The organism is Sinimarinibacterium flocculans, assembly GCF_003201205.1.
Taxonomy (GTDB): domain Bacteria; phylum Pseudomonadota; class Gammaproteobacteria; order Nevskiales; family Nevskiaceae; genus Solimonas; species Solimonas flocculans.
This window is the reverse complement of sequence record NZ_QICN01000004.1, coordinates 293,521-317,952: the sequence shown is the minus strand read 5'-3', so window position 1 is coordinate 317,952 and position 24,432 is coordinate 293,521. Positions and strand designations below refer to the sequence as shown.

The 24,432-nt window shown below is 67.9% G+C and carries 24 protein-coding genes and 2 tRNA genes; 1 reads left to right on the top strand and 25 read right to left on the bottom strand.

The features are described 5' to 3' along the window. Positions 1-21: 21 nt before the first annotated feature. Positions 22-1,866: a CocE/NonD family hydrolase gene (locus tag C8D93_RS10185; protein ID WP_110265070.1), complete on the bottom strand. Its 1,845-nt coding sequence runs from the start codon at positions 1,864-1,866 to the stop codon at positions 22-24. 17 nt (positions 1,867-1,883) lie between these two features. After that, positions 1,884-3,257: a hypothetical protein gene (locus C8D93_RS10180; RefSeq protein WP_110265069.1), complete on the bottom strand. Its 1,374-nt coding sequence runs from the start codon at positions 3,255-3,257 to the stop codon at positions 1,884-1,886. 153 nt (positions 3,258-3,410) lie between these two features. Between C8D93_RS10180 and C8D93_RS10175 the strand changes: the two genes are divergently transcribed. Continuing rightward, on the top strand, positions 3,411-4,145 hold the full coding sequence (locus C8D93_RS10175) for a TetR/AcrR family transcriptional regulator (RefSeq protein WP_110265068.1): 735 nt from the start codon (positions 3,411-3,413) through the stop codon (positions 4,143-4,145). A 119-nt stretch (positions 4,146-4,264) separates the two neighbouring features. Here the strand turns inward: C8D93_RS10175 and C8D93_RS10170 are convergent. The 23 genes from C8D93_RS10170 to galU all read right to left on the bottom strand — a co-directional run bounded on the left by C8D93_RS10170 (position 4,265) and on the right by galU (position 24,400). Continuing rightward, positions 4,265-4,341, bottom strand: a tRNA-Pro gene (locus C8D93_RS10170). Positions 4,342-4,357: 16 nt separating this feature from the next. After that, positions 4,358-4,433, bottom strand: a tRNA-Lys gene (locus tag C8D93_RS10165). Positions 4,434-4,480: 47 nt separating this feature from the next. Then, positions 4,481-5,170: a 7-cyano-7-deazaguanine synthase QueC gene (queC, locus tag C8D93_RS10160; protein ID WP_110265067.1), complete on the bottom strand. Its 690-nt coding sequence runs from the start codon at positions 5,168-5,170 to the stop codon at positions 4,481-4,483. A gap of 17 nt (positions 5,171-5,187) precedes the next feature. Then, positions 5,188-5,880: a 7-carboxy-7-deazaguanine synthase QueE gene (queE, locus tag C8D93_RS10155; RefSeq protein WP_245903876.1), complete on the bottom strand. Its 693-nt coding sequence runs from the start codon at positions 5,878-5,880 to the stop codon at positions 5,188-5,190. Further along, on the bottom strand, positions 5,877-6,767 hold the full coding sequence (gene ybgF / locus C8D93_RS10150) for a tol-pal system protein YbgF (RefSeq protein WP_170123979.1): 891 nt from the start codon (positions 6,765-6,767) through the stop codon (positions 5,877-5,879). The genes queE and ybgF overlap by 4 nt, the downstream gene beginning before the upstream one ends. A 40-nt stretch (positions 6,768-6,807) precedes the next feature. Further along, on the bottom strand, positions 6,808-7,341 hold the full coding sequence (pal, locus tag C8D93_RS10145; RefSeq protein ID WP_110265065.1) for a peptidoglycan-associated lipoprotein Pal: 534 nt from the start codon (positions 7,339-7,341) through the stop codon (positions 6,808-6,810). 53 nt (positions 7,342-7,394) lie between these two features. Continuing rightward, positions 7,395-8,678 carry a Tol-Pal system beta propeller repeat protein TolB gene (gene tolB / locus C8D93_RS10140; protein WP_110265064.1) on the bottom strand — a complete coding sequence of 428 codons (1,284 nt, stop codon included), beginning with the start codon at positions 8,676-8,678 and terminating at the stop codon, positions 7,395-7,397. Positions 8,679-8,750: 72 nt separating this feature from the next. Continuing rightward, positions 8,751-9,725 carry a cell envelope integrity protein TolA gene (gene tolA, locus C8D93_RS10135; RefSeq protein ID WP_110265063.1) on the bottom strand — a complete coding sequence of 325 codons (975 nt, stop codon included), beginning with the start codon at positions 9,723-9,725 and terminating at the stop codon, positions 8,751-8,753. Between the two features lie 6 nt (positions 9,726-9,731). Then, a complete protein-coding gene (tolR, locus tag C8D93_RS10130) occupies positions 9,732-10,148 on the bottom strand; it encodes a protein TolR (RefSeq protein WP_110265062.1) in 417 nt (138 codons plus the stop codon). A gap of 2 nt (positions 10,149-10,150) precedes the next feature. Then, positions 10,151-10,837 carry a protein TolQ gene (tolQ, locus tag C8D93_RS10125; RefSeq protein WP_110265061.1) on the bottom strand — a complete coding sequence of 229 codons (687 nt, stop codon included), beginning with the start codon at positions 10,835-10,837 and terminating at the stop codon, positions 10,151-10,153. A gap of 193 nt (positions 10,838-11,030) precedes the next feature. Beyond that, on the bottom strand, positions 11,031-11,435 hold the full coding sequence (ybgC, locus tag C8D93_RS10120) for a tol-pal system-associated acyl-CoA thioesterase (RefSeq protein WP_110265060.1): 405 nt from the start codon (positions 11,433-11,435) through the stop codon (positions 11,031-11,033). A gap of 17 nt (positions 11,436-11,452) precedes the next feature. Then, positions 11,453-12,487 (bottom strand): Holliday junction branch migration DNA helicase RuvB, encoded by a 1,035-nt coding sequence (gene ruvB / locus C8D93_RS10115; RefSeq protein WP_110265059.1) that lies wholly within the window; start codon positions 12,485-12,487, stop codon positions 11,453-11,455. A 16-nt stretch (positions 12,488-12,503) separates the two neighbouring features. Next, positions 12,504-13,097, bottom strand: a complete 594-nt coding sequence (gene ruvA, locus C8D93_RS10110) for a Holliday junction branch migration protein RuvA (RefSeq protein ID WP_110265058.1) — start codon at positions 13,095-13,097, stop codon at positions 12,504-12,506. After that, positions 13,094-13,612, bottom strand: coding sequence for a crossover junction endodeoxyribonuclease RuvC (gene ruvC, locus C8D93_RS10105; protein WP_110265057.1), 519 nt, complete (start codon positions 13,610-13,612; stop codon positions 13,094-13,096). The genes ruvA and ruvC overlap by 4 nt, the downstream gene beginning before the upstream one ends. Positions 13,613-13,614: 2 nt before the next feature. Continuing rightward, on the bottom strand, positions 13,615-14,334 hold the full coding sequence (locus C8D93_RS10100; RefSeq protein ID WP_110265056.1) for a YebC/PmpR family DNA-binding transcriptional regulator: 720 nt from the start codon (positions 14,332-14,334) through the stop codon (positions 13,615-13,617). A gap of 19 nt (positions 14,335-14,353) precedes the next feature. Beyond that, positions 14,354-14,935 (bottom strand): YfaZ family outer membrane protein, encoded by a 582-nt coding sequence (locus tag C8D93_RS10095; protein WP_110265055.1) that lies wholly within the window; start codon positions 14,933-14,935, stop codon positions 14,354-14,356. Positions 14,936-14,972: 37 nt separating this feature from the next. Continuing rightward, positions 14,973-16,409, bottom strand: a complete 1,437-nt coding sequence (lpdA, locus tag C8D93_RS10090) for a dihydrolipoyl dehydrogenase (protein WP_110265054.1) — start codon at positions 16,407-16,409, stop codon at positions 14,973-14,975. 113 nt (positions 16,410-16,522) lie between these two features. Beyond that, on the bottom strand, positions 16,523-17,398 hold the full coding sequence (locus C8D93_RS10085; RefSeq protein WP_110265053.1) for a metal-dependent hydrolase: 876 nt from the start codon (positions 17,396-17,398) through the stop codon (positions 16,523-16,525). Between the two features lie 170 nt (positions 17,399-17,568). Further along, entirely contained in the window at positions 17,569-18,591 is a 1,023-nt protein-coding gene (locus tag C8D93_RS10080; RefSeq protein ID WP_110265052.1) for an AraC family transcriptional regulator, read from the bottom strand. Positions 18,592-18,621: 30 nt separating this feature from the next. Continuing rightward, on the bottom strand, positions 18,622-19,260 hold the full coding sequence (locus tag C8D93_RS10075; RefSeq protein ID WP_110265051.1) for a class I SAM-dependent methyltransferase: 639 nt from the start codon (positions 19,258-19,260) through the stop codon (positions 18,622-18,624). Positions 19,261-19,265: 5 nt separating this feature from the next. Continuing rightward, positions 19,266-20,492, bottom strand: coding sequence for a 2-oxoglutarate dehydrogenase complex dihydrolipoyllysine-residue succinyltransferase (odhB, locus tag C8D93_RS10070; protein ID WP_110265050.1), 1,227 nt, complete (start codon positions 20,490-20,492; stop codon positions 19,266-19,268). A gap of 60 nt (positions 20,493-20,552) precedes the next feature. Next, the gene (locus C8D93_RS10065; RefSeq protein ID WP_110265049.1) at positions 20,553-23,405 is read right to left on the bottom strand and encodes a 2-oxoglutarate dehydrogenase E1 component; all 2,853 of its coding nucleotides are present in this window, start codon (positions 23,403-23,405) and stop codon (positions 20,553-20,555) included. Positions 23,406-23,497: 92 nt separating this feature from the next. Then, positions 23,498-24,400: a UTP--glucose-1-phosphate uridylyltransferase GalU gene (gene galU / locus C8D93_RS10060; RefSeq protein WP_110265048.1), complete on the bottom strand. Its 903-nt coding sequence runs from the start codon at positions 24,398-24,400 to the stop codon at positions 23,498-23,500. Positions 24,401-24,432 lie beyond the last annotated feature (32 nt).

Below are 24,432 nucleotides of genomic sequence, written 5' to 3'. Positions count from 1 at the left end.
ATGGTTCTGTTGGGCCGGCCATCAGCGCGACGGCGCAGCGATGTCCGATGCAGGCACGACCGGCAGCACGACGCTCGACGGTCGCTCTGCATCGCTGTGGATCGTCAGCAGGCCGACGGCCTGGTCGACGAGGTCCGGCAGCGGCGGCAGACCGTGAGGGAAGTCGCTGGCACCGACGGTGATGCGCAGCCGGTGTCCGGCGCGGATCAGCAGGCTGGTCGGAAACACCTCGACCGGGACGCGCACCGGGTTGCCGCGGCCGACCTCGAGTCGCGAGTCGGCGGTGAACGGATGCCACGGCTGGATCATCTCGCCGTCGAGATAGCGCGAGCGCGTTTCATCGACCGCGCGCAGCGACGCCGTGAGAATGCCGTTGGTGATCTCGCGCGAGACCCCGTCGGGCGACACATCGGTCACGCGCACCAGCACGCCGGCGTCGCCTGCCGTCGTCGAGATCCACAGATCGGCCTGGATCGGTCCGTCGATGTACATGTCCTGCACCATCGGCGCCGTCGTGTAGGTGGCTTCGAGCAACTCGTTGTAGCGGTTGTCCCTCTGGCACGGCAGCGGCACGGCGCCGATGACGCCGGCCGTCCATTGCGCGGTGCTGGTCGAGCACAGCCCGTTCAGGGGTTGCTGTAGCACCGTGACCGCGCCCCCGTCCGCCCGCGGCATCTCGCGCGTCAGCAGACCGCCGTCACCCAGATACCAGCGCTGTGCCCGCGCATCGGGATGCGGCCAGCCGCCGCTGGTCACATAGCGATCGGCCCCGTAGACGTACTGCGTGACCTCGGGAATCGCATCCGCGTCACTGTCGATGCCGAGCAGATGGCGGTCGAACCACATCAGCGCGATGTGATCGAGATCGGGCACGCCGTCCGCCGGCAGCCCTTCGCCCGACGATCCGGCGACATGCATCCACGGTCCGATCAGCAACCGCGCCTCGGTGTTGCGCCGGATGGCCTCGTAGAGCAGCGGCTCGCCGCGCTGGAAGATGTCGTTGAGACCGCCGACGACGAAGGTCGGCGTGCGGATGCGGTCGGCGACCTCCAGCGGCGAGCGTGTGCGCCAGAACGGTCCGTCGTGGTTCTGATCGCCCAGTCCGAGCAAGGAGCGGGTGATGACCGGCACCTGGAAGTTCGTCAGCGCGCTGAGCAGATGCTGCGGCAACACCTGCAGCGCTGCCGGGTCGGGTTCGGCCGGAATCAGGCCCAGCGCTGTCACCAGGCCCATCCACAGCGGAATGAAACCGGCGTTGATCTGGCCGCCGGTGAAGACGATGTCGCGGTAGGCGTCGCCCATCGGCACGATCGCGAACACCGCCTTGTGGGCCGGATGCCGGTGCGCCGCGGTGAACAACTGCGTGATCGCGGCGAACGACGCGCCCCAGGTGCCGATGCGGCCGTCGCTCCAGGGCTGGCCGGCCACCCAGTCGAGCACTTCCCGGTAGTCCGCCTGCTCGGTTTCGCTGAAGGCTTCCCACTCGCCCTCCGACAGGCCCGTTCCACGGACGTCGACGCTGACATGCGCATAGCCGCGACGCACGAAATACTCGTTGGACGTGCGCAGCAGCGGCACGCTCTTGTTGTAGCCGGTTTGTGTCAGGATCACTGGGAACGGCCCCTGCGCCGCCTCTCCGTCCGCATCGGCAGGCAACAGCACGCTCGCCGACAGCTTGATGCCGTCGCGCAGAACGATCTTCAGACCGCCGACCTTGGCAATGCCGTCGAACGACGCCGGACGCTCGTACTGTGGCCACACCGGCGCCGGCTCGGCGCCGCCGTCTGCGCTGCTGCCGCAGGCGCTCATCAGGCAGCACCAGATCGCGGGCAGCAACGCCCGTCCGCAAGGAAGGATTCGCAACATGTGGACTCCGGGAACGCTCAGCCGCGGGCGCGCTGCAACAGGGCGCTGGCGTCCACCCGGCAGGCGTCTGCCCCGCCCTGCGGATCGATGCTCAACGCCTCGAAGGCCACGCGATCGGTGTAGGTGCCGTACGGGTAGTAGTCCTGCATCACCTCGCGCTCGGTATCGAGCGCCTCGATCTGCTGCACCGCCTGCAGGAAGCCCGGCGCCGGCAGCATGTTGCGCAGGATGACGGCCGCGGCGGACAGCGGACCCCAGTTGAGCCAGGTCACACCGCACTCGGGCCTGGCGTTCGCAGGCCGCTCGTCGGCGTGGCTGATGACGACCAGGTAACGGTCCTGCCCGTCGCGCTGCAGCTGCTCGTCGTAAAGACAATCCCAGTAGCGCTGCGTCGGGAAGTCGACCGTGCAGATCGACAGGTAGCGCAGCTGCGCCGCTGCCATCACCGGCGCACCTTCGTAGGTGCGCGGTGTCGTCGGTGCCTGCGCGCCGAAGACCAGCAGTTCGCCCGCGCTGTTGTTGATCGCCGCCGCGATGTAGGCATTGTCGCGGTTGCTCATGAAACCGCCTTGCAGACCGCTGTCCAGCGCGAGTCCGCGCAGCGTGTCGTAGATCGGCAGATCGCCGATGACCGGACCGGTCCTTTCGACGACGGTCAGCAACGGATTGTGGAAGCGCTTCCAGTCGAGCGGATCGGTCGGCGACAGCGGAATCGGCGCGACCGAGAGGTTCATCGACGCGAGCTGCGCGTTGAGCCCGGAGCCCAGCCGGGTCTGCTCGAGAAAGGCGCAGGCGTCGGGCACCGGCAGTTCGCTGCCGCCCGGCAGGAAGTAGCGGAAGTCCGGCAGATCGACGTTGCCGGCAAGCGAAGCACCTTCGTCCGGCACGTAGATGCGATACATGATCACGCCGCCAGGCACCGGGATGCCCTCGATGCCGGCATAGAGCGTGTTGGGTGCGCGCTGCGCCGGATCTTCCGGCGCCGCCTCGGCGACGACGCGCAGGGTATAGCGCCGGGCGTCCCCATCACGCGCCGCCCCGGGCACGAAGGGATTGACCGACCCGGCATCCGGCACGATGGACACATCGTTCATGCCCTCGAACGGCGCCAGCGTCGGATCGTAGAGATTGAACGACATGTAGCGGGCGTGCGGGAACTCGCCCTCGAGCAGCAGCTCGCCGCCCGGAGGGATCGCAAACACGCCGAGCCAGTAGTGCGCCTGGGTATCCGGGAAGAAGACGTTCATCAGCTCCGGATCCTCGTGCGACAGCCAGCTGCAATCGCGCACGAAAGCCTCGGCCTGCGGCGGCGCGACATCCGCCTCCGGCTCGCCGTTGCCACCGCAGCCGGCCAGACACAGCGCCAGCAGTCCCGCCCGCACGATTCTCATCCTCGGCTCCTCGCACCTGCGGCTGTTTCGCCGCTGTCTGTTGCCCCGTCTCGATGCGATGGAGTGTAGTAATGCACCCACATTAATGCAAGTGCATTGTCGCTGCCACGGGCTGCGGCTACACTGCCGCGTCATCCGCACGACTGCCCGAGCATGGCAAAGCTCCAGACGATCTCCGCTCCGATCGCCGCTGCGACCGGCGACGACGCCACCCGCAAGGCGTTGGTCGTCGCTGCGTTCCGGCTGTTCGCGATGGAAGGGGTCGGCGCGGTATCCCTGCGGCGGATCACGGCGTCCGCCGGCGCCGCCAACCAGTCGGCGATCCACTATCACTTCAGCAACCGGCTCGGGCTCGTGCGTGCGGTACTGGACCACGTCAACGAGATGCTGGGCCCGCTGCAGACCGAAGCGATCGCCGAGCTCGATGCCGTCGCCCGCGAGCGCAGGCCGTCGGTGGACGAGATCGTGCGGATCGGACTCTCACCCTACGTCCACCTGCACCAGACATCCGACGAAGGCGAGCGCGCCCTGCGCTTCCTGTCACGCCTGACCTGGGAATCCGGCGCCGATGCGCAGAAGCTGATGCTCGAGAAGGTGCGCCCCTATTTCCTGCGTCTGCTGCCCTTCCTCGAACGCGCGCTCCCGCACAAGTCCGCCGAGGCGCTGGACTTCCAGCTCTACATGGCGGCGGCCAACGTGATTCACGGCCTGGCCGACATCACCCTGCTCGGCCAGGAGCCGATGAGCAGCGTCGACCGGCTGTACAAGGAGCGGCCGCTGGACATGTTGCGCTACTTCTACGACTACATCGCCGCCGGTCTCGCGGGGCCCTGCACATCAGCGGCGAAGCCGGCGAAGGCACGGGCGGGGAAACGGAAGAGGACGTAGCCGCCGCACGGGGCGGCGCGGCCCACGACGTCGACAGGGGTTTGCCGTTCGTTACGGCAGGCGGGCACGTCGCTGCCGCACAGGGCGCGTCGTCCTCAATCGATGCACGGACGGTGAGGTGGTCGGGGCGACAGGATTCGAACCTGCGACCCCCTGCTCCCAAAGCAGGTGCTCTACCAAGCTGAGCTACACCCCGACCGGACTGCCGATGCTGGTGGGTCGTGTTGGGTTCGAACCAACGACCAACTGGTTAAAAGCCAGCTGCTCTACCGGCTGAGCTAACGACCCGGTCGCATCACAGGGTCGCGAATGATACCCAAATCGCCCCCCATCTCCTACCGCTGGCCGACGTAGCGTGTCGGATCGGCGAGGCCTGCCGCGGCGAATCCCTCCCGGCGCAGTCGACAGGCATCGCAGCGTCCGCAGGCACGGCCTTCGGCATCGGCCTGATAGCACGATACCGTCTGCGCGTAGTCGACACCCAGGCGGGTGCCGGTGCGGACGATGTCGGCCTTGCTCATCTTGATCAGCGGTGCATGCACGACGAAGGACTGCCCTTCGGCGCCGGCCTTGGTTGCGACGCGGGCAAGCCGCTCGAAAGCCTCGATGAATGCCGGACGACAGTCCGGGTACCCGGAATAGTCGACGGCGTTGACGCCGACGAAGAGGTCGCGCGCACCGATCACTTCGGCCCAACCGAGCGCCAGCGACAGGAACAGGGTGTTGCGGGCCGGAACGTAGGTCACCGGCACACCCTCGCTCGGCGTTTCTGGCACGTCGATGCGCCGGTCGGTCAGTGCCGAGCCGCCGAACGCGTCGAGATTCACCTGGATCAACCGATGCTCGACCACGCCAGCGCGTTCTGCGATCCGGCGCGCGGCGGCCAGCTCCGCATCGTGACGCTGGCCGTAGGCGACGCTCAGCGCATGGAGAGCGAAGCCCTGCTCGCGCGCGAGCGCCAGCACCGTCGCCGAGTCCAGCCCCCCGGAGAACAGCACCACTGCCTTGCGCGCTTCGGATCCCATGCTTCGTCCCGTCGTGTTCAGCGGCCCGGCACGTTACCCCACAGCACCTTGTGCAGCTGCATCTGGAAGCGCACCGGCAGGCGATCGGCGAGCAGCCAGTCCGCCAGTTCAGCCGCCGGCAGCTCGGACTGGCTGGGCGAGAACAGCACGGTGGCGCGCCGGTCGAGCGCGTGCTCGCGCACGACGCCGCAGGCCCAATCGTAGTCGTCCCGGTTGCAGATCACGAACTTGACCTCGTCGTGATCGCGCAACAGCGGCAGGTTGTCCCAACGGTTGCGCTGCACCTCGCCGGAGCCGGGGGTCTTGATGTCGACGACGCGGACCACGCGCGCATCGACGCTCCCGATATCGAGCGCACCGCTCGTCTCCAGCGAGACGCGCCAGTCGGCGTCGCACAGCGCGCTCAGCAGCGGCAGGCAGCCCTTCTGTGCCAGCGGCTCGCCGCCGGTGACGCAGACGTGGCGGGTGGCATGCGCGCGAACCGTGTCGACGATCGCGGCCACCGTCATCCACTGCCCGCCGTGGAAGGCATAGGCGGTGTCGCAGTACTGGCAGCGCAGCGGGCAGCCGGTCAGCCGCACGAAGCTCGTGGGCCAGCCGACCGACGAGCTCTCTCCCTGCAACGAGCAGAAGATCTCGGTGATCTTCAGCCGCGTTTCGCCGTCGGGATTCTCCGCGCTGCTCCGGGCCTGATCCGCCGCCGGCTTCAACCCGGCGCCAGTCGCTGCTGCGCCAGCCGTGCGGCGCTGGATTGCGGATAGGTGTCGACCAGCCTCTGCAGCGTCGCGCGGCCTTCGGCCTGCTGGTTCAGCTCGATTTGCGACAGCCCGACCTTGAGCATCGCGTCCGGACCCTTGGGGCTGTCCGGAAAGCGCTGCAGCACGGCCTGGAAGGCACCGAGCGCCGAACGGTAGTCGCGCTTCACGTAGTAGGCCTCACCGCTCCAGTACAGCGCATTGTCGGCGTAGCGCCCGCGCGGCCACTTCTCGAGCAGGCTGCGAAAACCGCGGATCGCATCGTCGTACTTGCCGTTCTTGAGCGCGTCGAACGCGGTCAGGTAGGCGCCTTCTTCCTCCGGCGAAGCCCCCGAGCCCGAGGAAATCGTCACCGGGGCGGCTACGCGCTCGCCTCCCGCCGCGGCCGGCGGCGTGACGGCTCCCGCAGCCGGCGTCGTCACCGTACCGCTGGCTTCGACGCGGGCGCCGGTCGACGGCAGCGGCGCAAAACCGCCGGTTCCGCCCACGGTGGCCGGGGCACCGCCTTCGAGGCGCTGCAGGCGGCGGTCGAGATCCATGTACTGGTCGCGGGCGCGCTTCTGGATCTGGTCGACGTCGTAGCGCAGCCGTTCCAGCTCGCCGCGCAGTGAACGCAGGTCGTCGCGCAGACGCAGGTTCTCCTGGTCCATGCCGGTCAGGTTGACGGCATCGAGCCGCCGCGACAGCTCGGCGACGCGCGACTCGACCGCCTGCAGCCTGCGTTCCGCCGGCGACAGGTTGTCCCGGTCGCCGCCGGAGATCGGTCCGCCGAAGTCGCTGCTCGCGCAGGCACTGATCCCCGCAGTGAGGCAGACGATGCCGGTAAGTCGCAGCCAGTTCATACGCATCCTCTTCAAAGTCGCCGTGTGTCAGGCCCCTACTTTACTGCCTGACGAGCTGCACGCGACGATTCTTCGACCAGGCGCTCTCGCTGTGCCCCAGATCCTCGGGGCGTTCCTCGCCATAGCTGAGAATCGACAGCTGCTCGCGGCTCACGCCCTGGGCCAGCAATGCGGATTCGACGGCGAGCGCACGGCGCTCGCCGAGGCCCAGATTGTACTCGCGCGTACCGCGCTCGTCGGCGTGCCCTTCGAGACGCAGCCGCGCCGACGGGTTGTCCTTGAGGAAACGCGCGTAGGCGTCGACGACGCCGCGGTACTCGGCGCGAATCGCGGTGTCGTCGAAGTCGAAGTAGATGACGTTCGTCGACAGGGCGCGTTCGGCGGCAGCCGCCGTATCGAAGCCGCTGTCGTCCAGTGGCGCCGGCTGCGGCGCGATACGATCCGTGTACGGCTCGCTGGTCTGTGTCGTCGAACCGTAGGTGCCGTCCGAGGACGTCCGATCCTTGTTCGAGCCGCAGGCCTGCAGCACCAGCGCCAGGCCCAGCACCGCAGGCAGCCAGATCTTGCTATTCATGACCCTCACTCCTTCGATAAACCGTTGTCAGATGGGAACGACCGGGCCGCCGATCAGCGGATCAGCGGCGACCACGCCGGCTCGCGGACGTCGCCGCCGGACTGCCGCAGGCTCTGGCGCACGCTGCCTTCGACGGACACCGTCGCCAGTTCGGCGCCCTTGCGGCCCTGTGTTGCATAGATCACGACGGCGCCGCCGGGCGCGAAGCTCGGACTCTCGTCGAGCGGGCCGTTGCTGAGTACGCGCATCTCGCCCGACCCGAGGTCGAGCAGGCCGATGCGGTAGCGACCGTCGGTGTTGTTGACCAGCGCCATCGACCGGCCGTCCGGCGAGTAGCTGGCCCGCAGGTTCTGGCGTCCTTCGAAGGTCACCCGTCGCGGGTCGCCGCCGTTGACCGAGATCTCGTAGATCTGCGGCTGGCCGCCACGATCCGAGGTGAAGGCCAGCTTGCTGCCGTCCGGCGACCATGCCGGCTCGGTGTCGATACCGTAGTGATCGGTCAGCCGCCTGCGGTTGCCGGTCTTCAGGTCGACGACATAGATGTCCGGGTTGTTCTCGAACGACAGCGTCATCGCCAGGAAGCGCCCGTCCGGCGAGAACGTCGGCGAGCCGTTGATGCCACGTTCGGACACCAGCCGTTTGACGTCGCCGGTGGCGAGCGTGTGCAGGTAGATGGCCGAGCGCCCGCGCTCGAAGCCGACATAGGCCAGCTGCTTGCGGTCCGGCGACCACGCCGGAGACAGCAGCGGCTCGCGCGAGGTGGCCACGACGCGCGGATTCCAGCCGTCGGCGTCGGCGACGATCAGCTCGAAGTTGCGCTGGTAGCCGATGCCCTCGGCGGACACGTAGGCGATCTTGGTGTTGAAGTAGCCCGGGATGCCGAGCAGCTTCTCGTAGATCAGGTCGGCGATCTGGTGCGCGACATAGCGCATCTGGTCGACGCTGCGCGCCGGGATGTCATAGCCGAGCACCTGCTGGCCGCCAATGCTGTCGACCAGGAAGAAGCGCGCGAAGTACCCCTGCTCGGTCTTCGACACCTGTCCCATGACGACGTTGTCGATGCCCTGAGCCCGCCAGACCGAAGTGTCGACCTGCGCCGGGGCGCTCGGCTTCTGCAGCATGTCACGGCGATCCAGCGGCTTGAAGCGGCCGCTGCGCCTGAGGTCGTCCTCGACGACCTGGGCGACGTCGAGCTTGACGTCCGGAATCTGCGTGAACGGCACGATCGCGATCGGCAGCGCCTGCTCGACGCCACCCTGCACCGTGATCTCGAGCTCGGCCCGGGCAACGCCCGAGACGGCGAGAAGTACCGCAGCAATCCATCGTAGGGATTTCATAAGACCGGGAGTTCTACGTGAAGTGAATGAAGCCCTGCTGAATTCAAGACCCCGAAAAACGGCTCGCGGACCTTAGCACCCATCCCGTCGCGGGCAGAAGACGGACCGGATGCGCCGCTCGAAGAGGGAGGCATCCGGCGGCGGTGGCAGCGGGCTGGCCTTGCGCACGGCGTTCTCCACCGAGCGGTCCAGCGTCGCATTGCCGCAGCTGCGCACGATCCGCGCGCTGACCACCTCGCCGCCGGGGATCTGCTCGATCTCGACGACGCAAGTGAAATCGTCGGTGGAGCCCGGCGGACGCGTCCAGTTGCGACGGATCTTCTCGGCGATCATCGCCCCCCAGGGGGCCTGTGCCGCCTGGCGCTCCGCGGCCGCGCGCGCCGCCTCTTCCTCGGCCATGATCCGCGCCAACTCGTCGCGCCGGCGCTTCTCCTCGGCCTCGCGCTGCTTGCGGATGCGCTCGGCCTCGGCCGCGGCCTCGGCGAGCTGGCGCTGGCGCTCTTCCTCGAGCAGGCGCTTCTGCTCCTCCTCGCGCCGCTTGCGTTCTTCTTCCTGGCGCCGCTTTTCTTCTTCCTGCTGGCGCCGGATCTCGTCCTGTCGGCGCTTCTCCTCGTCGATCTTGCGCTGCTCTTCCTCGCGCCGCTTGCGTTCGGCATCGGCCTTGAGTTCGAGTTCCTCGCGCTTCTTGCGCTGCTCCTCTTCGAGCTTGCGCCGCGTCTCTTCCTGCTTCTGCCGCTCCCTGGCTTCGGCCTCGGCCTTGCGCTGTTCCTCGACCCGCCGCTGCTGCTCCTGGCGCTGCTGTTCGGCAGCGGCCTTCTGCTCCTGCTCGCGCTGGCGCTGCTGCTCCTCGAGCTCGCGCTGACGCTGCGTCTCCAGCTCGCGCTCGACCTCGGCCTTGCGCTGGATGCGGGGATCCTCGATCAGCGCCACCTCGATCACCGGCGGCGCCTCGATCCGGCGATGGAACAGGGCGCTGGCGGACAGCAGGGCGAGCAGCAGCACGTGCCCGACAGCTGCTATCACCAGATAGCGACGCTCGACGACCATTGGGGTTTACTTCGCCGCCTCTTCTGGCTTGGTGACGAAGCCGATCTTGCGCGCACCGGCCCGCTGCAGCAGCGCCATGCCGCGAGCCACGTGCCCGTAGTCGGCCGCGCTGTCGCCCTCGACGTAGATCAGCTGCTCGGGCTTGGCCCGGACCAGGGCACCGACCTTCTCGATCAGCTGCTCGTCGCTCAGCGGCTCGGCCTGGTTCTCACCGATGGTGAGGAACAGCTGGCCGTCGCGGTCGACGGACATGTAGATCTCGTCCTGCTGCGAGGTCATCGACTCGGCGTCGGCCTCGGGCAGGTCCACCTGGATGCCCTGCACCAGCAGCGGCGCCGTGACCATGAAGATGATCAGCAGCACCAGCATCACGTCGATGTACGGCACGACGTTGATGTCGGAAGACAGCTTGCGCTTGGCCATGATCAGCTCTTCGCGGCACCGTGGCGAAGACCGCGATCGACGATGCCGATCATTTCCTCGGCGAAGGTGTGGAAGCGGCTTTCCATCTTCTCGACGCCACGGGTGAAGAAGTTGTAGGCGATGACCGCCGGAATGGCGGCGAACAGGCCCATGGCCGTTGCGATCAGGGCTTCGGCGATGCCGGGCGCGACCGTCGCCAGCGAGGCCTGATTCTGGTTTCCGATGGCGATGAACGCGTTCATGATGCCCCAGACCGTACCGAACAGGCCGACGTAGGGGCTGGTCGAACCGATCGTCGCCAGCAGCGCGACGCCTTCCTCCAGGGCCTCGACTTCGCGGACCTGGGTGACGCGCATCTGCCGCTGCACGGCGGCGATGACGTCGTCGTTATCGGCGTGCCCGCCGGTCTGCTGGCGCGTGTATTCCTCGTAGCCGGCGACGAAGATCGCCGCCAGGCCGCGGTTGTTGGTCGCACGGCGCTGCTGCTCGTACAGGTCCGAGAGATTGCCGCCACTCCAGAACCGGTCCTCGAACTGGTCCGCCTCCAGGTTGGCCTCGGCGAGCAGCTTGCGCTTCTTGAGGATCACGGCCCACGAGAAGATCGAGGCGAGGACCAGGGCCAGGAGAACCAGCTGCGCCAGCAGGCTTGCCTGCAGGATCAGGTGGGTGAAGGACATGTCGGCGTTCATGGGCTCGGATGTTGGTGGGTCGTGCGGCCGACCCCGGGGAACCGGAGGAGAAAGCGGATAGACCCGTACCTGCGCGTACAGGTTTCACGGGCGCGGAACATTATCACAGCGCCCTGTATTGCTGGCAGCGTTGCGCCGAGCGGACCTGCGCCGGCGACGACCGAACATCCGGGCGGCCGGTGTCGGACCTCGCCTACGCGGTCTGCGCCCAGCGCTGCATGGCCTCGCGCAGGGCGGCCGGCACCGCCGTCGGGCGGAAATCGTCCGCGCCGACGCAGCCGACCTTGGCCCGCAGCGTCGCCAGCAACGTGCTATCGGCGGCGCGCAGCACGCGCTGCTCGAACAGCAGGCTGGCCTGCCCGACCCGCGGCACCCGGACCTCGATCTGCAGTTCGTCGTCGAGGCGGGCCGGGCGCCGGTAGCCGACTTCGAGACTGGCGACGGTGAAGACCACGCCGAGCTGATCGTGCACGCGCGCCTGCTCGAAACCCAGCGCCCGCAGCCACTCGGTGCGGGCACGCTCGCACCAGCGCAGGTAGTTGGCGTGATAGGCGACGCCGCTGGCGTCCGTGTCCTCGTAGTAAACCCGCAGCGGCATCCGGAACGCGGGGTCGCTCACGGCGCGAACAGGTCCGGCGTGGCCAGCCGCTCGGGCGTCTTCAGGCCGTAGTGCTCGTAGGCTGCCTTGCCGGCGACGCGGCCGCGCGGCGTGCGCATCAGATAGCCCTGCTGGATCAGGTAAGGCTCGATCACGTCCTCGATCGTGTCGCGCGCCTCGCCGATGGCCGCAGCTAGGTTGTCGAGCCCGGCCGGGCCGCCGTCGAAGCGCTCGATCAGCGTCAGCAGCAGGCGCCGGTCCATCAGGTCGAAGCCGTTGGTGTCGACGCTGAGCAGGCGCATCGCCTCGCCGGCGGTGTCGGCGGTGATGACGCCGTCGGCGCGCACCTCCGCGTAGTCCCGCGCACGGCGCAGCAGGCGGTTGGCGATACGCGGCGTGCCGCGCGAACGACGCGCGATCTCCCCCGCACCGCCGTCGTCGATCTGGGCCTTGAGAATGCCGGCGCTGCGCAGGACGATCTGCGTCAGGTCCGGCACCGAATAGAACTCCAGACGCTGCACCAGACCGAAGCGGTCGCGCAGCGGGCTGGTCAGTGCGCCGGCGCGCGTCGTGGCACCGACCAGCGTAAACGGCGGCAGATCGATGCGGATCGAGCGTGCCGCCGGTCCTTCGCCGATGACGATGTCGAGCTGGTAGTCCTCCATCGCCGGGTACAGCACTTCCTCGACGATCGGGCTCAGGCGATGGATCTCGTCGACGAACAGCAGGTCGCGCGGCTCGAGGTTGGTCAGCAGTGCCGCCAGGTCACCGGGACGCTCGAGCACGGGCCCCGAGGTCTGGCGCAGATTGACGCCCATCTCCGCCGCCAGGATGTGCGCCAGCGTGGTCTTGCCCAGGCCCGGCGGCCCGAAGATCAGCACATGGTCCAGAGCCTCGCCGCGGCGGCTCGCGGCCTCGATGGCGATGCCCATCTGTTCGCGCACGGCGGGCTGGCCGACGTAGTCCGCCAGACGCTGCGGCCGGATCGCGCGTTCGATGCGGTCCTCGTCGGCGCTCGCACCCGCGGAGACGAGGCGGTCCTGGTCGCTCATCGCATCCACCGCGGCTTCAGCGCACCGCCCGCTTCAGGGCTTCCTGGATGATCTGCTCGGTACTCATGTCGTCCTTATACACGGCCTCGGTGAAGCGCTGAACTTCGGCAGGCTTGTAGCCCAGCGCCGCCAGCGCATGCCGCGCCTCCTGCAGCGGCGAGGCGTCGACGCTGCCGACTGCGGCCTGGACCGTCGGCGGCGCGTCGGCCGAGGCGGCGCGGTCGCGCATCTCGACGATCAGGCGCTCGGCGGTCTTGCGGCCGATGCCCGGGAGCTTCGCCAGCCGCGCGGCGTCGCCGGCACGCACGGTCACCCAGAACTCGTCGACACCGACACCGGACAGCACCGCGAGTGCCAGCTTCGGCCCGACGCCGGACACGCGGATCAGCTCCCTGAACAGGGTCTTCTCGGTGAGGCTGGCGAAGCCGAACAGCAGGTGCGCGTCCTCGCGCACCGTCAGGTGCGTGTGCAGCGTCACGGGCTCGCCAACGGCGGGCAGCCTGTAAAAGGTCGACATCGGCGCCTCGACCTCGTAGCCCACGCCACCGGCATCGACCAGCAGCCAGGGCGGCTGCTTGAGCAGCAGCTTGCCGTGCAGTCGACCGATCATCCGCTCTTCTTCCAGCTTCCGGTCAGCGCGAGTCCGGTGCGCTGCCGCATGCCACGAACCTGCGCATGCGTCAGCGCGACCGCCAGCGCGTCCGCCGCGTCGGCCACCAGTCGTCCCTGCAGCTTGAGCAACAGCTTGACCATGTGCTGCACCTGCTCCTTGTCGGCGCGCCCGCTGCCAGTCAGCGCCATCTTCACCTGTGCGGGCGCGTACTCGGCGATCGGCAGGCCGATGCGCGCCGCCACGCACAGCGCGACGCCACGGGCCTGGCCGAGGACCAGCGCGCTGCGGACGTTGCGGTCGACGAACACTTCCTCGAACGCGGTTTCCTCGGGCACGTAGTCGCGGACGATGCCAGCCAGCTCACGGTCGATGGTCACCAGGCGATCGGGCATCGCGCCGGTGCCGGCGACGATGCGACCGCAGGTCACCAGGCGGCTGCGGCCACGCTCGGTGTCGATCACGCCGTAGCCCGTGTAGCGCGAGCCCGGATCGATGCCGAGGATGCGCGTCACCCTCAGGCGGCGTCCAGATCGGCGTTGGAGTACACCTTCTGCACGTCGTCCAGGTCTTCGAGCATCTCGACGATGCGCGCGACGGACTCGGCCTGCTCGCCGGTCACGTGCACCATCGTTGCCGGCCGCATGGTCACGTCGGCCTGCAGCAGTTCGAAGCCCTTGGCGGTCAGCGCGTTCTTGACGGCCTCGAAGGCGTCCGGCGAGGCCAGGACTTCGGTGTAGCCGTCGTCGCTGATGACATCGTCGGCGCCGGCTTCCAGCGCGGCCTCGAGAATCTGCTCTTCTTTCGACGCATCCTGCTGCAGGAAGATCTGGCCGATCTCGGCAAACAGGTAGGCGACCGAGCCGCTGTTGCCGAGGTTGCCGCCGTTCTTGCTGAAGGCATGGCGCACGTCGGCAACGGTGCGCGTCGGGTTGTCGGTCATGCAGTCGACCATGATCGCGACACCGCCCGGGCCGTAGCCCTCGTAGCGGATCTCTTCGTACTGCGCGTCGCCGAGCTCGCCGGTGCCGCGCTTGATCGCGCGTTCGGCCGTGTCCTTCGGCATGTTGGCGGCGAAGGCCTTGTCCAGCACCAGGCGCAGACGCGCATTGCTGCGCGGGTCACCGCCGCCGGTGCGCGCGGCGACGGTGATCTCGCGGATGAACTTGGTGAACAGCTTGCCGCGACGGGCGTCTTCGGCGCCCTTGCGCGCGGCGATACTCGGACCTCGACCCATGGATGTGCGAACCCCGCGATCAGAAACTCAGGCGCATGCCGACGTGCAGGCCGTTGTCGGCCGTGATGCGCGGGCCGTCCTCGACTTTCACGTTGATGTTGCGATAACCGACGTACAGCGAGGCATCGCGCAGCACCTGGTAGTCGACGCCGGTGCCGACCTCGTAGTACTCCTCGAAGTCGCCGAAGGTCAGCACTTCCGGCCCGTAGTAGCCATAGACCGAGAAGCCGATGCGCTCGTAGCCCGGGAAGCGTGCTTCGAACTGGCCGCCGGGCGCGATGGAGCCACCCGGGTTGTCGTCACGCCCGATGTACACGGCGCGCAGGCCCAGGCCGGCCGCCGAGTCGAAGCTGCGGGCGCCGGCGTCGCCGGTCACCAGGGCGCCGACGTGGGCGACGAGCAGGTCGTCGTCGCGCTCCGGGCGCACCACGGCGCCGATGTCGTACTGCCCCGTCGTCTGCGAGAACACCCGCGACAGCGGACCGTTCAGCGCGATCCGGTAGCTGTCGTCGCCGATCGACAGGTCGAACCGCTCCGCGTGCGCGCTACCGGCCACGGCGCACAGCATCGCGGCGCCCAGCCACGCGTAGACCTTCTTCATTCGTCTCTTCCCCCTGCTTCGCGTTGTCGTGGAACCACTATTTCTTGACTTTGTTGACCGCGTGCACGGCGCGACCGTCGACCAGCAGCACCGCCTCGTGGAAGTTCTCGGACAGCGTCGGATGGCCGTGCATCGTCAGCGCGATGTCCTCGCAGGTCGCCGCGAACTCCAGCGCCAGCACCGCCTCGGCCAGCAGCTCCGAAACGTAGGGCCCGACCATGTGCACGCCGAGGATGCGATCGGACTTGGCGTCGGCGATGATCTTGATCGAGCCTGCGGCCTGCTCCATCGCCTTGGCGCGGCCATTGGCCGCGAACGGCCCGGTGCCGATCTTGACCTCGTGCCCCTTCTCCTTCGCCTGTTCCTCGGACAGGCCGACCCAGGCGACTTCCGGCATCGTGTAGATCACGCTCGGCACAGCGTTGTAGTTCACCTGCGTGTGATGGCCGGCGAGCTGCTCGGCCAGCGCAACACCTTCCTCGATGCCCTTGTGCGCGAGCATCGCGCCGCCGATGACATCACCGACCGCGTAGACGCCCGGCGCGCTGGTCTTGTAGTGCGCGTCGACCTTGACGAAGCCGCGCTCGTCGAGCGCGACGCCGGCGACATCCGCGCCCAGGTCCTTGGTGTACGGCCGGCGGCCGACGGCGACGATCAGCTTGTCGAAGGTCTCGGTCTTCTTCTCGCCGCCGATCTCGTATTCGACGGTGACGTTCTTCTTGCCGGCCTTGGCCGACAGCACCTTGGCGCCGAGGCGGATGTCGAGACCCTGCTTGGTGAAATGACGCAGCGACTCCTTGGCGATCTGCTGGTCGACCATCGGCAGGAAGGTCGGCAGCGCCTCGAGAATCACCGTCTTTGCGCCCAGGCGGTTCCAGACGCTGCCCAGTTCGACGCCGATGACGCCGGCGCCGATCACGCCGAGGGTCTTCGGCACTTCGGTGAAATCCAGCGCCCCCCAGGAGTCGACGATGCGCTCGCCGTCGAACGGCGCGATCTTGAGATTCACCGGCTCCGAGCCGGTGGCGATGACGATGTGCTTGGCCTTGAGCGTCTCGGTCTTGCCGTCGTGCGAGGTGAACTCGACCTGGCCGTTGCCGAGCAGCTTGCCGTATCCCTGCAGGCCGGTGACCTTGTTCGCGGCGAACAACTGCTTGATGCCGCCGGTGAGCTGCTTGGAAACCGCATCCTTGCGCGCCTGCATCTTGGCGATGTCGAGCGCCAGCTTGCCGGCGCCGATGCCGTGCGCGGCCGCCTCGTGCTGCATGCGGTGATAGAGCTCCGAGGACTCGAGCAGCGCCTTGGACGGGATGCAGCCCGCATTCAGGCAGGTGCCGCCGAAGGCCGGCGTGTTGTCGCGGTTGAGCCACGCGTCGATGCAGGCGGTCTTGAAGCCCAGCTGGGCGGCGCGGATGGCGCAGGGATAACCGGCGGGACCGCCACCGACCACGACCACATCGTACTCGTTGCTCATGACTCTCCTTGGCAGTGCCGCGCGCACCTGCGCCGCGGCAAAATGGCGCACGGCATTCTAGCGGCCCCGGCTAGGGGCCGCCACGAACGTCCGGGAGAGCAGGCCGCCTGGCCTCAGGCCGCGGCCAGTGTGCGCGCCATCACTTCGTCGGAGGCTGCGACCGCATCGCCGCCGCGTGCCTCGTAGGCCCGTACCCACTGGCGGTAGATGTCCATGTCGCCGTGCTTCCACGGATGGAAGCCCGGCTTGAAGTAGGTCAGGAAGTGCGGCAGCAGGCGCGGGTACAGTCCGCCCGGCCCGTACAGCCACCACAGGCCGCGAACCCAGAGACGGAAGCGGTTCTTCACGCCGTCGACCTTGAACATGTGGCTCATGATCATGAACACGTGCAGCGGGAAGGTCAGCGACACCTGCAGCATGCTCAGCACGCGCGTCCAGTAGCCGCCCTTGGCCACCTTCTCGTAGACGTCGTAGGCCACGGCCTTGTGCTCGATCTCCTCGACCGCGTGCCAGGCATACATCGCACGGATGCGCGGATCGGCGTCGGCGAACATGTCGGTGCCGAAGAAGCCGTGCGCCATCAGCGCGGTCATGTGCTCTGCCGCGGCGGTCTGTCCGAGGGTGTAGGCCGCGGAGAACCGCTTGCGGAAGAAGCCGAACATGATCTCGTTTTGGCGTCGCAGCACCTCGTCGACGGCAATGCCCTGCGCCTTCAGGCGGTTGTTGAACTTCGTATGCACCATGCCGTGCTGGCCTTCCTGATACATGAAGTCCTTGACCTGGGCCTGCAGATCGGGATCGTCGATGCGGTCGCGGTAGTCGCGCACGCAGGCGATGAAGAACTTCTCGCCCTCCGGGAACAGCAGCGACATCGCGTCGAAGAAGCGCGTCTTGAACGGATCGCCGCCGAACCAGTACTTCGGGATGTCGCCGTCGAGACCGAAATCCGGCCCCTGCCGCGGCGTGATGCCCTGCCTGCTGCCGTCCATGCGCAACTCCGTGAAAGTGCTTGATCCCACTGTAAGTCCGACGGCAAAGACGAGGCTATGACCGTCGGCGACGCGAGGGAACTTTACGCGACACGCCTGAGGCTCTGCCGAGGGCAAGACTCACAACGCTGCCGGGCGCCCCTTACGCCGGCGGGGGGCTGCATATCGCCCTACATCTCCCGCCGCTGCCGGAAGCTGCTGGGCGTGACCCCGGACCATCGCGTGAAGGCGCGCGTGAAGCTGCGCCGGTCAGAAAAGCCGAGCCGTTCGCTCAGCGACTCCAGGTCGGTCTGCGGATCCTGCAGGGCGCGCAGCGCCAGCCGGTAGCGCACGCGGTCGACGACCCCCGCATAGGTTTCGTTCTCGTCGCGCAGACGCCGTTGCAGCGTCCGCGGGTGCAGTCCCAGGTGGTCGGCGACCGTTTCGATGCCATCGCCGAGCAGCGCCGGCCGCTCCTCGAAGACGGCTTCGAGCATCGCGATCAGGCCGGTGCGCCGTGGCAGCTCGGCGAGCCGTTGCTCGACGCGGACCTGCGCCTGCGCGTGCAGCTTCGCGAAGCTGCCTTCGAGTGGCGCGTCCAGGCGCTCGCGCGGAATCTCCAGCGCGTTGCGCGGCTGCGCGAATCGCACCGGAATGCGGAAGTACGCCTCGTAGGCGGCGGCGTAGTCCGGCGGCGCGTAACGGAACTGCAGGCTGGCCTGCGACTCGACATCGGCGGCGAGCATGCGGCCGAACTTCACGATCGCTGCGAACAGCGACTCGATGAAGTAGCGGTCCTGCCCGGTGACCGCGCCCTGCCCGGCCAGCGTCAATGCAGCGCGGTCGCCCGACTCCTCGATGCGGATGTCGATCATCGGGTTGATCAGCTCGCGCACCCAGTCGAACACCCGCGTCGCGTCGCGCAGCGTCGGCGCGGTCGCCAGGAAGGTGCCGATGTCCGGCAGGTAGTCGAAGGCGAAGGTCTCGCCGAGCACGAACGGAAAGTGCTGCGTGCGCGACGCCGCGACGCAGGCCTCCATCGCCTGGCCCAGCGCCGGCACCGAGATCGTCGCCTCCTCGAGATGCAGCAGGTCGGTCTGGATGCCGAGCCGCGCAAAGATCGGCTCGATGTTGAAGCCGCAGACCGTTGCCGCCTTGACCCAGTTGGGCAAGGTGATGAACGGAATGGGATCGGTATGCAGCGGCGCGGGCATGCGCCGCAGTATGCCGTAGCGCTGCGCAGGTCAGCGCGCCTTGCGCAGCAGCACGACGTCCTTCATCGGAATCTCGCACTGCCAGCCGTGGTGCCGCGCGATCCAGCCGAAGGTCTCGGCGCGATAGAACGCCACGTGCGTCGGATCGCGCCGGTAATGCCAGCCGGCGAAGCGCGCGTCTTCGGTCTGGAAGCAGGTCATCACCGCGAGCCAGCCGCCGGGCCGCAGCAGCGTATCGAGGCGCGCGAATTCGCCCGCCGGCTCGTGGAAGTGCTCGACGACCTCGGTGCAGGTGACGAAATCGTAGTCGCCGGTCAGCGCCTTTGGGTCGGCGTGGAAGAACGGGTCGTACAGGGCAACGTCATGCCCGGCCTCGCGCAGCATCGATGCGAGCGCCGGCCCCGGGCCGCAGCCGTAGTCGAGGCCTTGCGATCGCGGCGAGAGTCGCGCCAGCAGCGGCTGCAGCAGCCGGTCGAGGAAACGACGGTAACCCGGATCGTCCGGATCGTTGCGGTGCAGCCCGTACTCGCGCCGCTCGCTGATCGCGTCCGGGCGCTGGCGCGGATCGAGAAAGCGCAGCGCACACGTCGCGCAGCGCCAGTAGTCGCGGCCGTCGACGGCGGCGAACGGCTCGGTCCGCCTGCCCGCGCACAGCGGGCAGGCGGACATCGGCTTCAGAGCTGCAGCAGGATCTTGGCCGGATCCTCGAGGCATTCCTTGATCGTACGCAGGCCGAGCACGGCCTCCTTGCCGTCGATGATGCGGTGATCGTAGGACAGCGCGAGGTACATCATCGGCCGGATCACGATCTGCCCGTCGACGACGACCGGCCGCTCGGTGATGCCGTGCATGCCCAGAATCGCCGACTGCGGCGGGTTGAGGATCGGCGTCGACAGCATCGAACCGAACACGCCGCCGTTGGTGATCGAGAACGTGCCCCCGGTCAGGTCTTCCATCGTCAGCTTGTTGGCCTTGGCGCGGCTGCCGAAGTCGCCGATGGTCTTCTCGATTTCGGCCATCGACAGCATGTCGGCGTCGCGCATGATCGGCACGACCAGGCCACGCTCGCTGGAGACGGCGATGCCGATGTCGTAGTAACCGTGGTAGACGATGTCGTTGCCGTCGACCGAGGCATTGAGCACCGGATACTTCTTCAGTGCCTCGATGGCGGCGCGCACGAAGAACGACATGAAGCCGAGCTTGGCGCCGTGCGCCTTCTCGAAGCTGTCCTTGTAGCGCGCCCGCAGTTCCGAGACGGCCTTGAGATCGACCTCGTTGAAGGTCGTCAGCATGGCCGTGTTGTTCTTGGCGTCGAGCAGACGCTCGGCGATGCGTGCGCGGATCCGCGTCATCGGCACGCGCTGCTCCTCGCGCGCGCCCGGCGCCAGACGCGCCGGCGCGGGGGCTGTGGCCTTGGGCGCGGAGGGCTGTGCCGCCGGCTTCGACTTCTGCTGCTCGGCGTAGGTCCTGACGTCCTCGACCGTCAGCCGTCCGCCACGGCCGCTGGCCGGGATATCGGCGGCTGCGAGCCCGAGTTCGGACAGCAGCTTGCGCACGGCCGGGCTTTGCGACTCGTTGTCGGCGGCGGCAGTCGGCGCGGCTTTTGCCGGGGCCTCGGCCTTGGCCGGCGCTGCAGCCTCGGCCTTCTTTTCCGGCGCCGCGGCGCCGGCCTCGATCACGCCCAGCACATCGCCGGCCTGCACCGTCGCACCGGCCTGCACGCGAATTTCCTTGAGCACGCCGCCTTCGACCGCAGGGACTTCCAGCATGACCTTGTCGGTCTCGAGATCCAGCAGGTTCTGTTCGCGCGCGACGGCATCCCCCTGCTGGACATGCCAGGTCGCCACGGTGGCCGACGAGACCGACTCCGGCAGGTTGGGAACCTTGATTTCAATGGCCATGCGTGCTCCGACTTGTTCTCGCTATTCGATGTGGTGTCGCGGGGATGGGATCAGGACCGGTCAGGTCCGCGTACCGCCGGTGAGGCCGGCCTGCACGACGGCCTCCTGCTGCATCTGGTGCACCTTGAGGTAGCCGACGGCCGTGGTCGCCGAACCCTTGCGCGTGGCGTACAGCATCTGATGCTGTGGCCGCAGATAGGCGTGCAGGCGGTGCTTGATCTGGTACCAGGCGCCCTGGTTCTCGGGCTCCTCCTGACACCAGACGATCTCCTTGGCGTTCGGATACGCGTCGAGCGCGGCCTCGTAGCCCTCGCGCGGGAACGGGTAGAGCTGCTCGATGCGCACCAGCGCCACGTTGCCGAGCCCGTCCTTCTGCCGCGCCTGGTAAAGATCGAAGTACACCTTGCCGGCGCAGAACACGATGCGGGTGACCTGCTGCGGATCGATCGGATCGATCTCCGGAATCACCGGCTGGAAACCTCCCGCGCTGAGTTCGCTGACGTCCGAGACGGACAGCGGGTGGCGCAGCAGCGACTTGGGCGTCAGCACCACCAGCGGCAGGCGCTTGGCGCGCTTCATCTGCCGCCGCAGCATGTGGAACATCTGCGCCGGCGTCGACGGCACGCAGACCTGCTGGTTGTTCTCCGCGCACAGCTGCAGGTAACGCTCCAGACGCGCCGAGGAATGCTCCGGCCCCTGCCCTTCGTAGCCATGCGGCAGGAACATGGTCAGGCCGCACAGCCGCCCCCACTTGGCCTGGCCGGACGAGATGAACTGGTCGAACAGCACCTGGGCGCCGTTGGCGAAATCGCCGAACTGGGCCTCCCAGATCACCAGCGTCTCGGGGTCGGTCGTCGAGTAGCCGTACTCGAAGCCGAGCACGCCGACCTCGGAGAGCAGGGTGTCGTTGACGGTGAAGCGGGCGCGCTCGCGCCCCATGGCCTCGAGCGGCGTATGCCGTGCGCCGGTCTTGTGGTCGTGGACCGTGGCGTGGCGATGGAAGAAGGTGCCGCGGCGCGAGTCCTGCCCCGACAGGCGCACCGAGAAGCCGTCGCCGATCAGCGCGGCGTAGGCCATGGTCTCGGCAAAGCCCCAGTCCATGGGCTGCTCGCCGGCCGCCATCCGGGTGCGGTCGTCGTAGATCTTCTGCACGCGCGGATGCAGCGTGAAGCCCTCGGGCACGGCCAGCAGCCGGCTGCTGAGCTTGCGCACGGCCTCGGCGGTGATCGTCGTGTCGACGACGCTGTCCCACTCGCCCTGTGTGTACTTGCGCCAGTCGACGGTGTGCTTGTTGCCGACCAGACCCAGCGTCGTGCGCGTGATGTTCTCGCCCTGGTCGAGACCGTCGCGGTACTGCTGCGACAGGCTTTCCGCCTCACCACCCGGCAGCACGCCCTCCTCTTCGAGCTTGCGCGTGTAGAGCGTCAGCGTGGACGGCTGCCGCTTGATCGCCTCGTACATCAGCGGCGAGGTCACCGATGGCTCGTCGGCCTCGTTGTGCCCCCAGCGGCGGTAGCAGCAGATGTCGACGATGACGTCCTTGTGGAACTCGTTGCGGAAATCCATCGCCAGCCGCGTGACGAAGACCACGGCCTCCGGATCGTCGCCGTTGACGTGGAACACCGGCGCCTCGAGCATCTTGGCGAGGTCAGTGCAGTAGCGCGAAGTGCGCGCCTCGCGGCCGGCCTCGGCCTCGATCGGATTCGGCGTCGTGAAGCCGATCTGGTTGTTGACGATCATGTGCACCGTGCCGCCGGTGCTGTAGCCCGCCGCCTCGGAGAGCTGCAGCGTCTCCATGACCACACCCTGGCCAGCGAACGCCGCGTCGCCGTGGATCAGCACCGGCACGATCTTCTCGCCGCGGTGATCGTCGCGCAGCACCTGCCGTGCCTTGACCGATCCCTCGACCACCGGATTGACGATCTCCAGGTGCGAGGGATTGAACGCCAGCACCAGATGCAGGCGCTTGCCGCTGACTTCGACGTCGGTCGAGAAGCCCATGTGGTACTTCACGTCGCCGGCCTTCTTCAGGTCCTCGGCGCTGTACTTGCCCTCGAACTCGGCGAACAGCTCCTTGGGCGACTTGCCGAGGATGTTCACCAGGACGTTGAGGCGTCCGCGGTGAGCCATGCCGATGACGATCTCGTCGACATCGCGCGCCGCGCAGCCCTGCAGCACCTCGTCGAGCGCCGGAATCAGCGCGTCGCCGCCTTCCAGCGAGAAGCGCTTCTGGCCGACGTACTTCTTGTGCAGGTAGCGCTCGAGTCCCTCGGCGGCGACCAGCTGGCGCACCACCTCGAGCTTGCGGTCCGCCGAGAGCTTCGGCTGGAAGGCGACACCTTCGAGCCGGCGCTGGATCCAGCGCTTCTCGTCGGTCTCGGTGAGATACATGTACTCCGCGCCAATCGTGTCGGTGTACACGCTGCGCAGCAGGCGGATGATGTCCTTGAGCGGCAGACGATCCTGTCCTGCAGCGAGCGAACCGGTGTTGAACACCGTATCCATGTCCTCGGGGCCGAGGCCATGGAAGGCCGGATCGAGATCCGGCACGCGGGCGATCGGGGCCAGCCCCAGCGGATCGAGGCGCGCCGCCTGGTGGCCGCGCACCCGGTAGTAGTTGATCAGGCGCAGCACGCCGGCCTGCTTCTCCGCGGCGCGCGCGTCGAAGCCGGCCTCGGCCGCGACCACCCGGCGCGGTTCCCGCGCCAGACGCTCGAAGCGCGCGACGACGTCGCTGTGCGCGGTCTCGCGCGGCGCGTTCTGATCCTGCACCGAGCGGAAGTAGGCCCGCCAGGCCGGGTCCACCGACTCGGGATCGTCGAGGAACTGCTCGTAGAAGGCTTCGATGTAGGGCGCGTTGGCGCCCTGGATCGAGGAGGATTCGAGAAAGCTCTTGTACTTGCTCGTGGTCATCAGGCTGCGTCCTGTCCCAGCCGACGCGATCCATGGCGCCGACGATCGAAACAACCGCTGTGTCGCTCCACCATGGCTCGGCGCATCGTCCGTCAGGCCTTGGCCTTCTTCGGCGGCGCCTTGAGGTCCGCCGTGAGCGCCGTCAGGTAGGCGCGGAACTCGTCCGCCAGCTCCGGGTGCTGCAGCGCGTACTCGACGTTCGCGCGCAGGTAGCCGAGCTTGGAGCCGCAGTCATAGCGCGTGCCCTCGAACTCGTAGGCCAGCACGGTCTGCTCCTGCAGCATCGCGCTGATCGCATCGGTGAGCTGGATTTCGCCGCCGGCGCCGCGCTGCGTGCGCTCCAGCAGCTTGAAGATGCGCGGCGTCAGGATGTAGCGGCCGACAACGGCGAGGTTGCTCGGCGCTTCCTCCGGCTTGGGCTTCTCCACCATCCGCCGGATCTCCGACAGCCCGGGGCCGACGGGCTGGGTGTCGACGATGCCGTAGCTGCGCACGTCTTCCTGCGGCACACGCTGCACCGCGAGCACGCTGGTGCCGTACTGCTGGTAGACGCGATGCATCTGCGCCAGCGCCGGCTGCAGCCGGCCGTCGATCAGGTCGTCGGCGAGGATCACGTAGAAGTCCTCGTCGCCCACTGCCGGCCAGGCGCAGAGCACGGCATGTCCCAGCCCCAGTGCTTCGGCCTGGCGGATGAAGATGCAGGTGACGCCCGGCGGCACGATATCCTGCACGGCCGCCAGCAGCTTTTCCTTGCCGCGCCCTTCGAGCTCGGCTTCGAGTTCGTAGGCCTTGTCGAAGTGATCCATGATGGAGTTCTTCGAACGGCCGGTGATGAAGATCAGTTCCTGGGCGCCGGCGCTGATCGCCTCCTGCACGGCGTACTGGATCAGCGGCTTGTCGACGATCGGCAGCATCTCCTTGGCGCTGGCCTTGGTCGCGGGCAGAAACCGCGTTCCCAGACCGGCCACCGGAAATACCGCTTTGCGGATGCGCATGAGGCGTTCCTTTTCGTTCTTCAGCGGGCGCG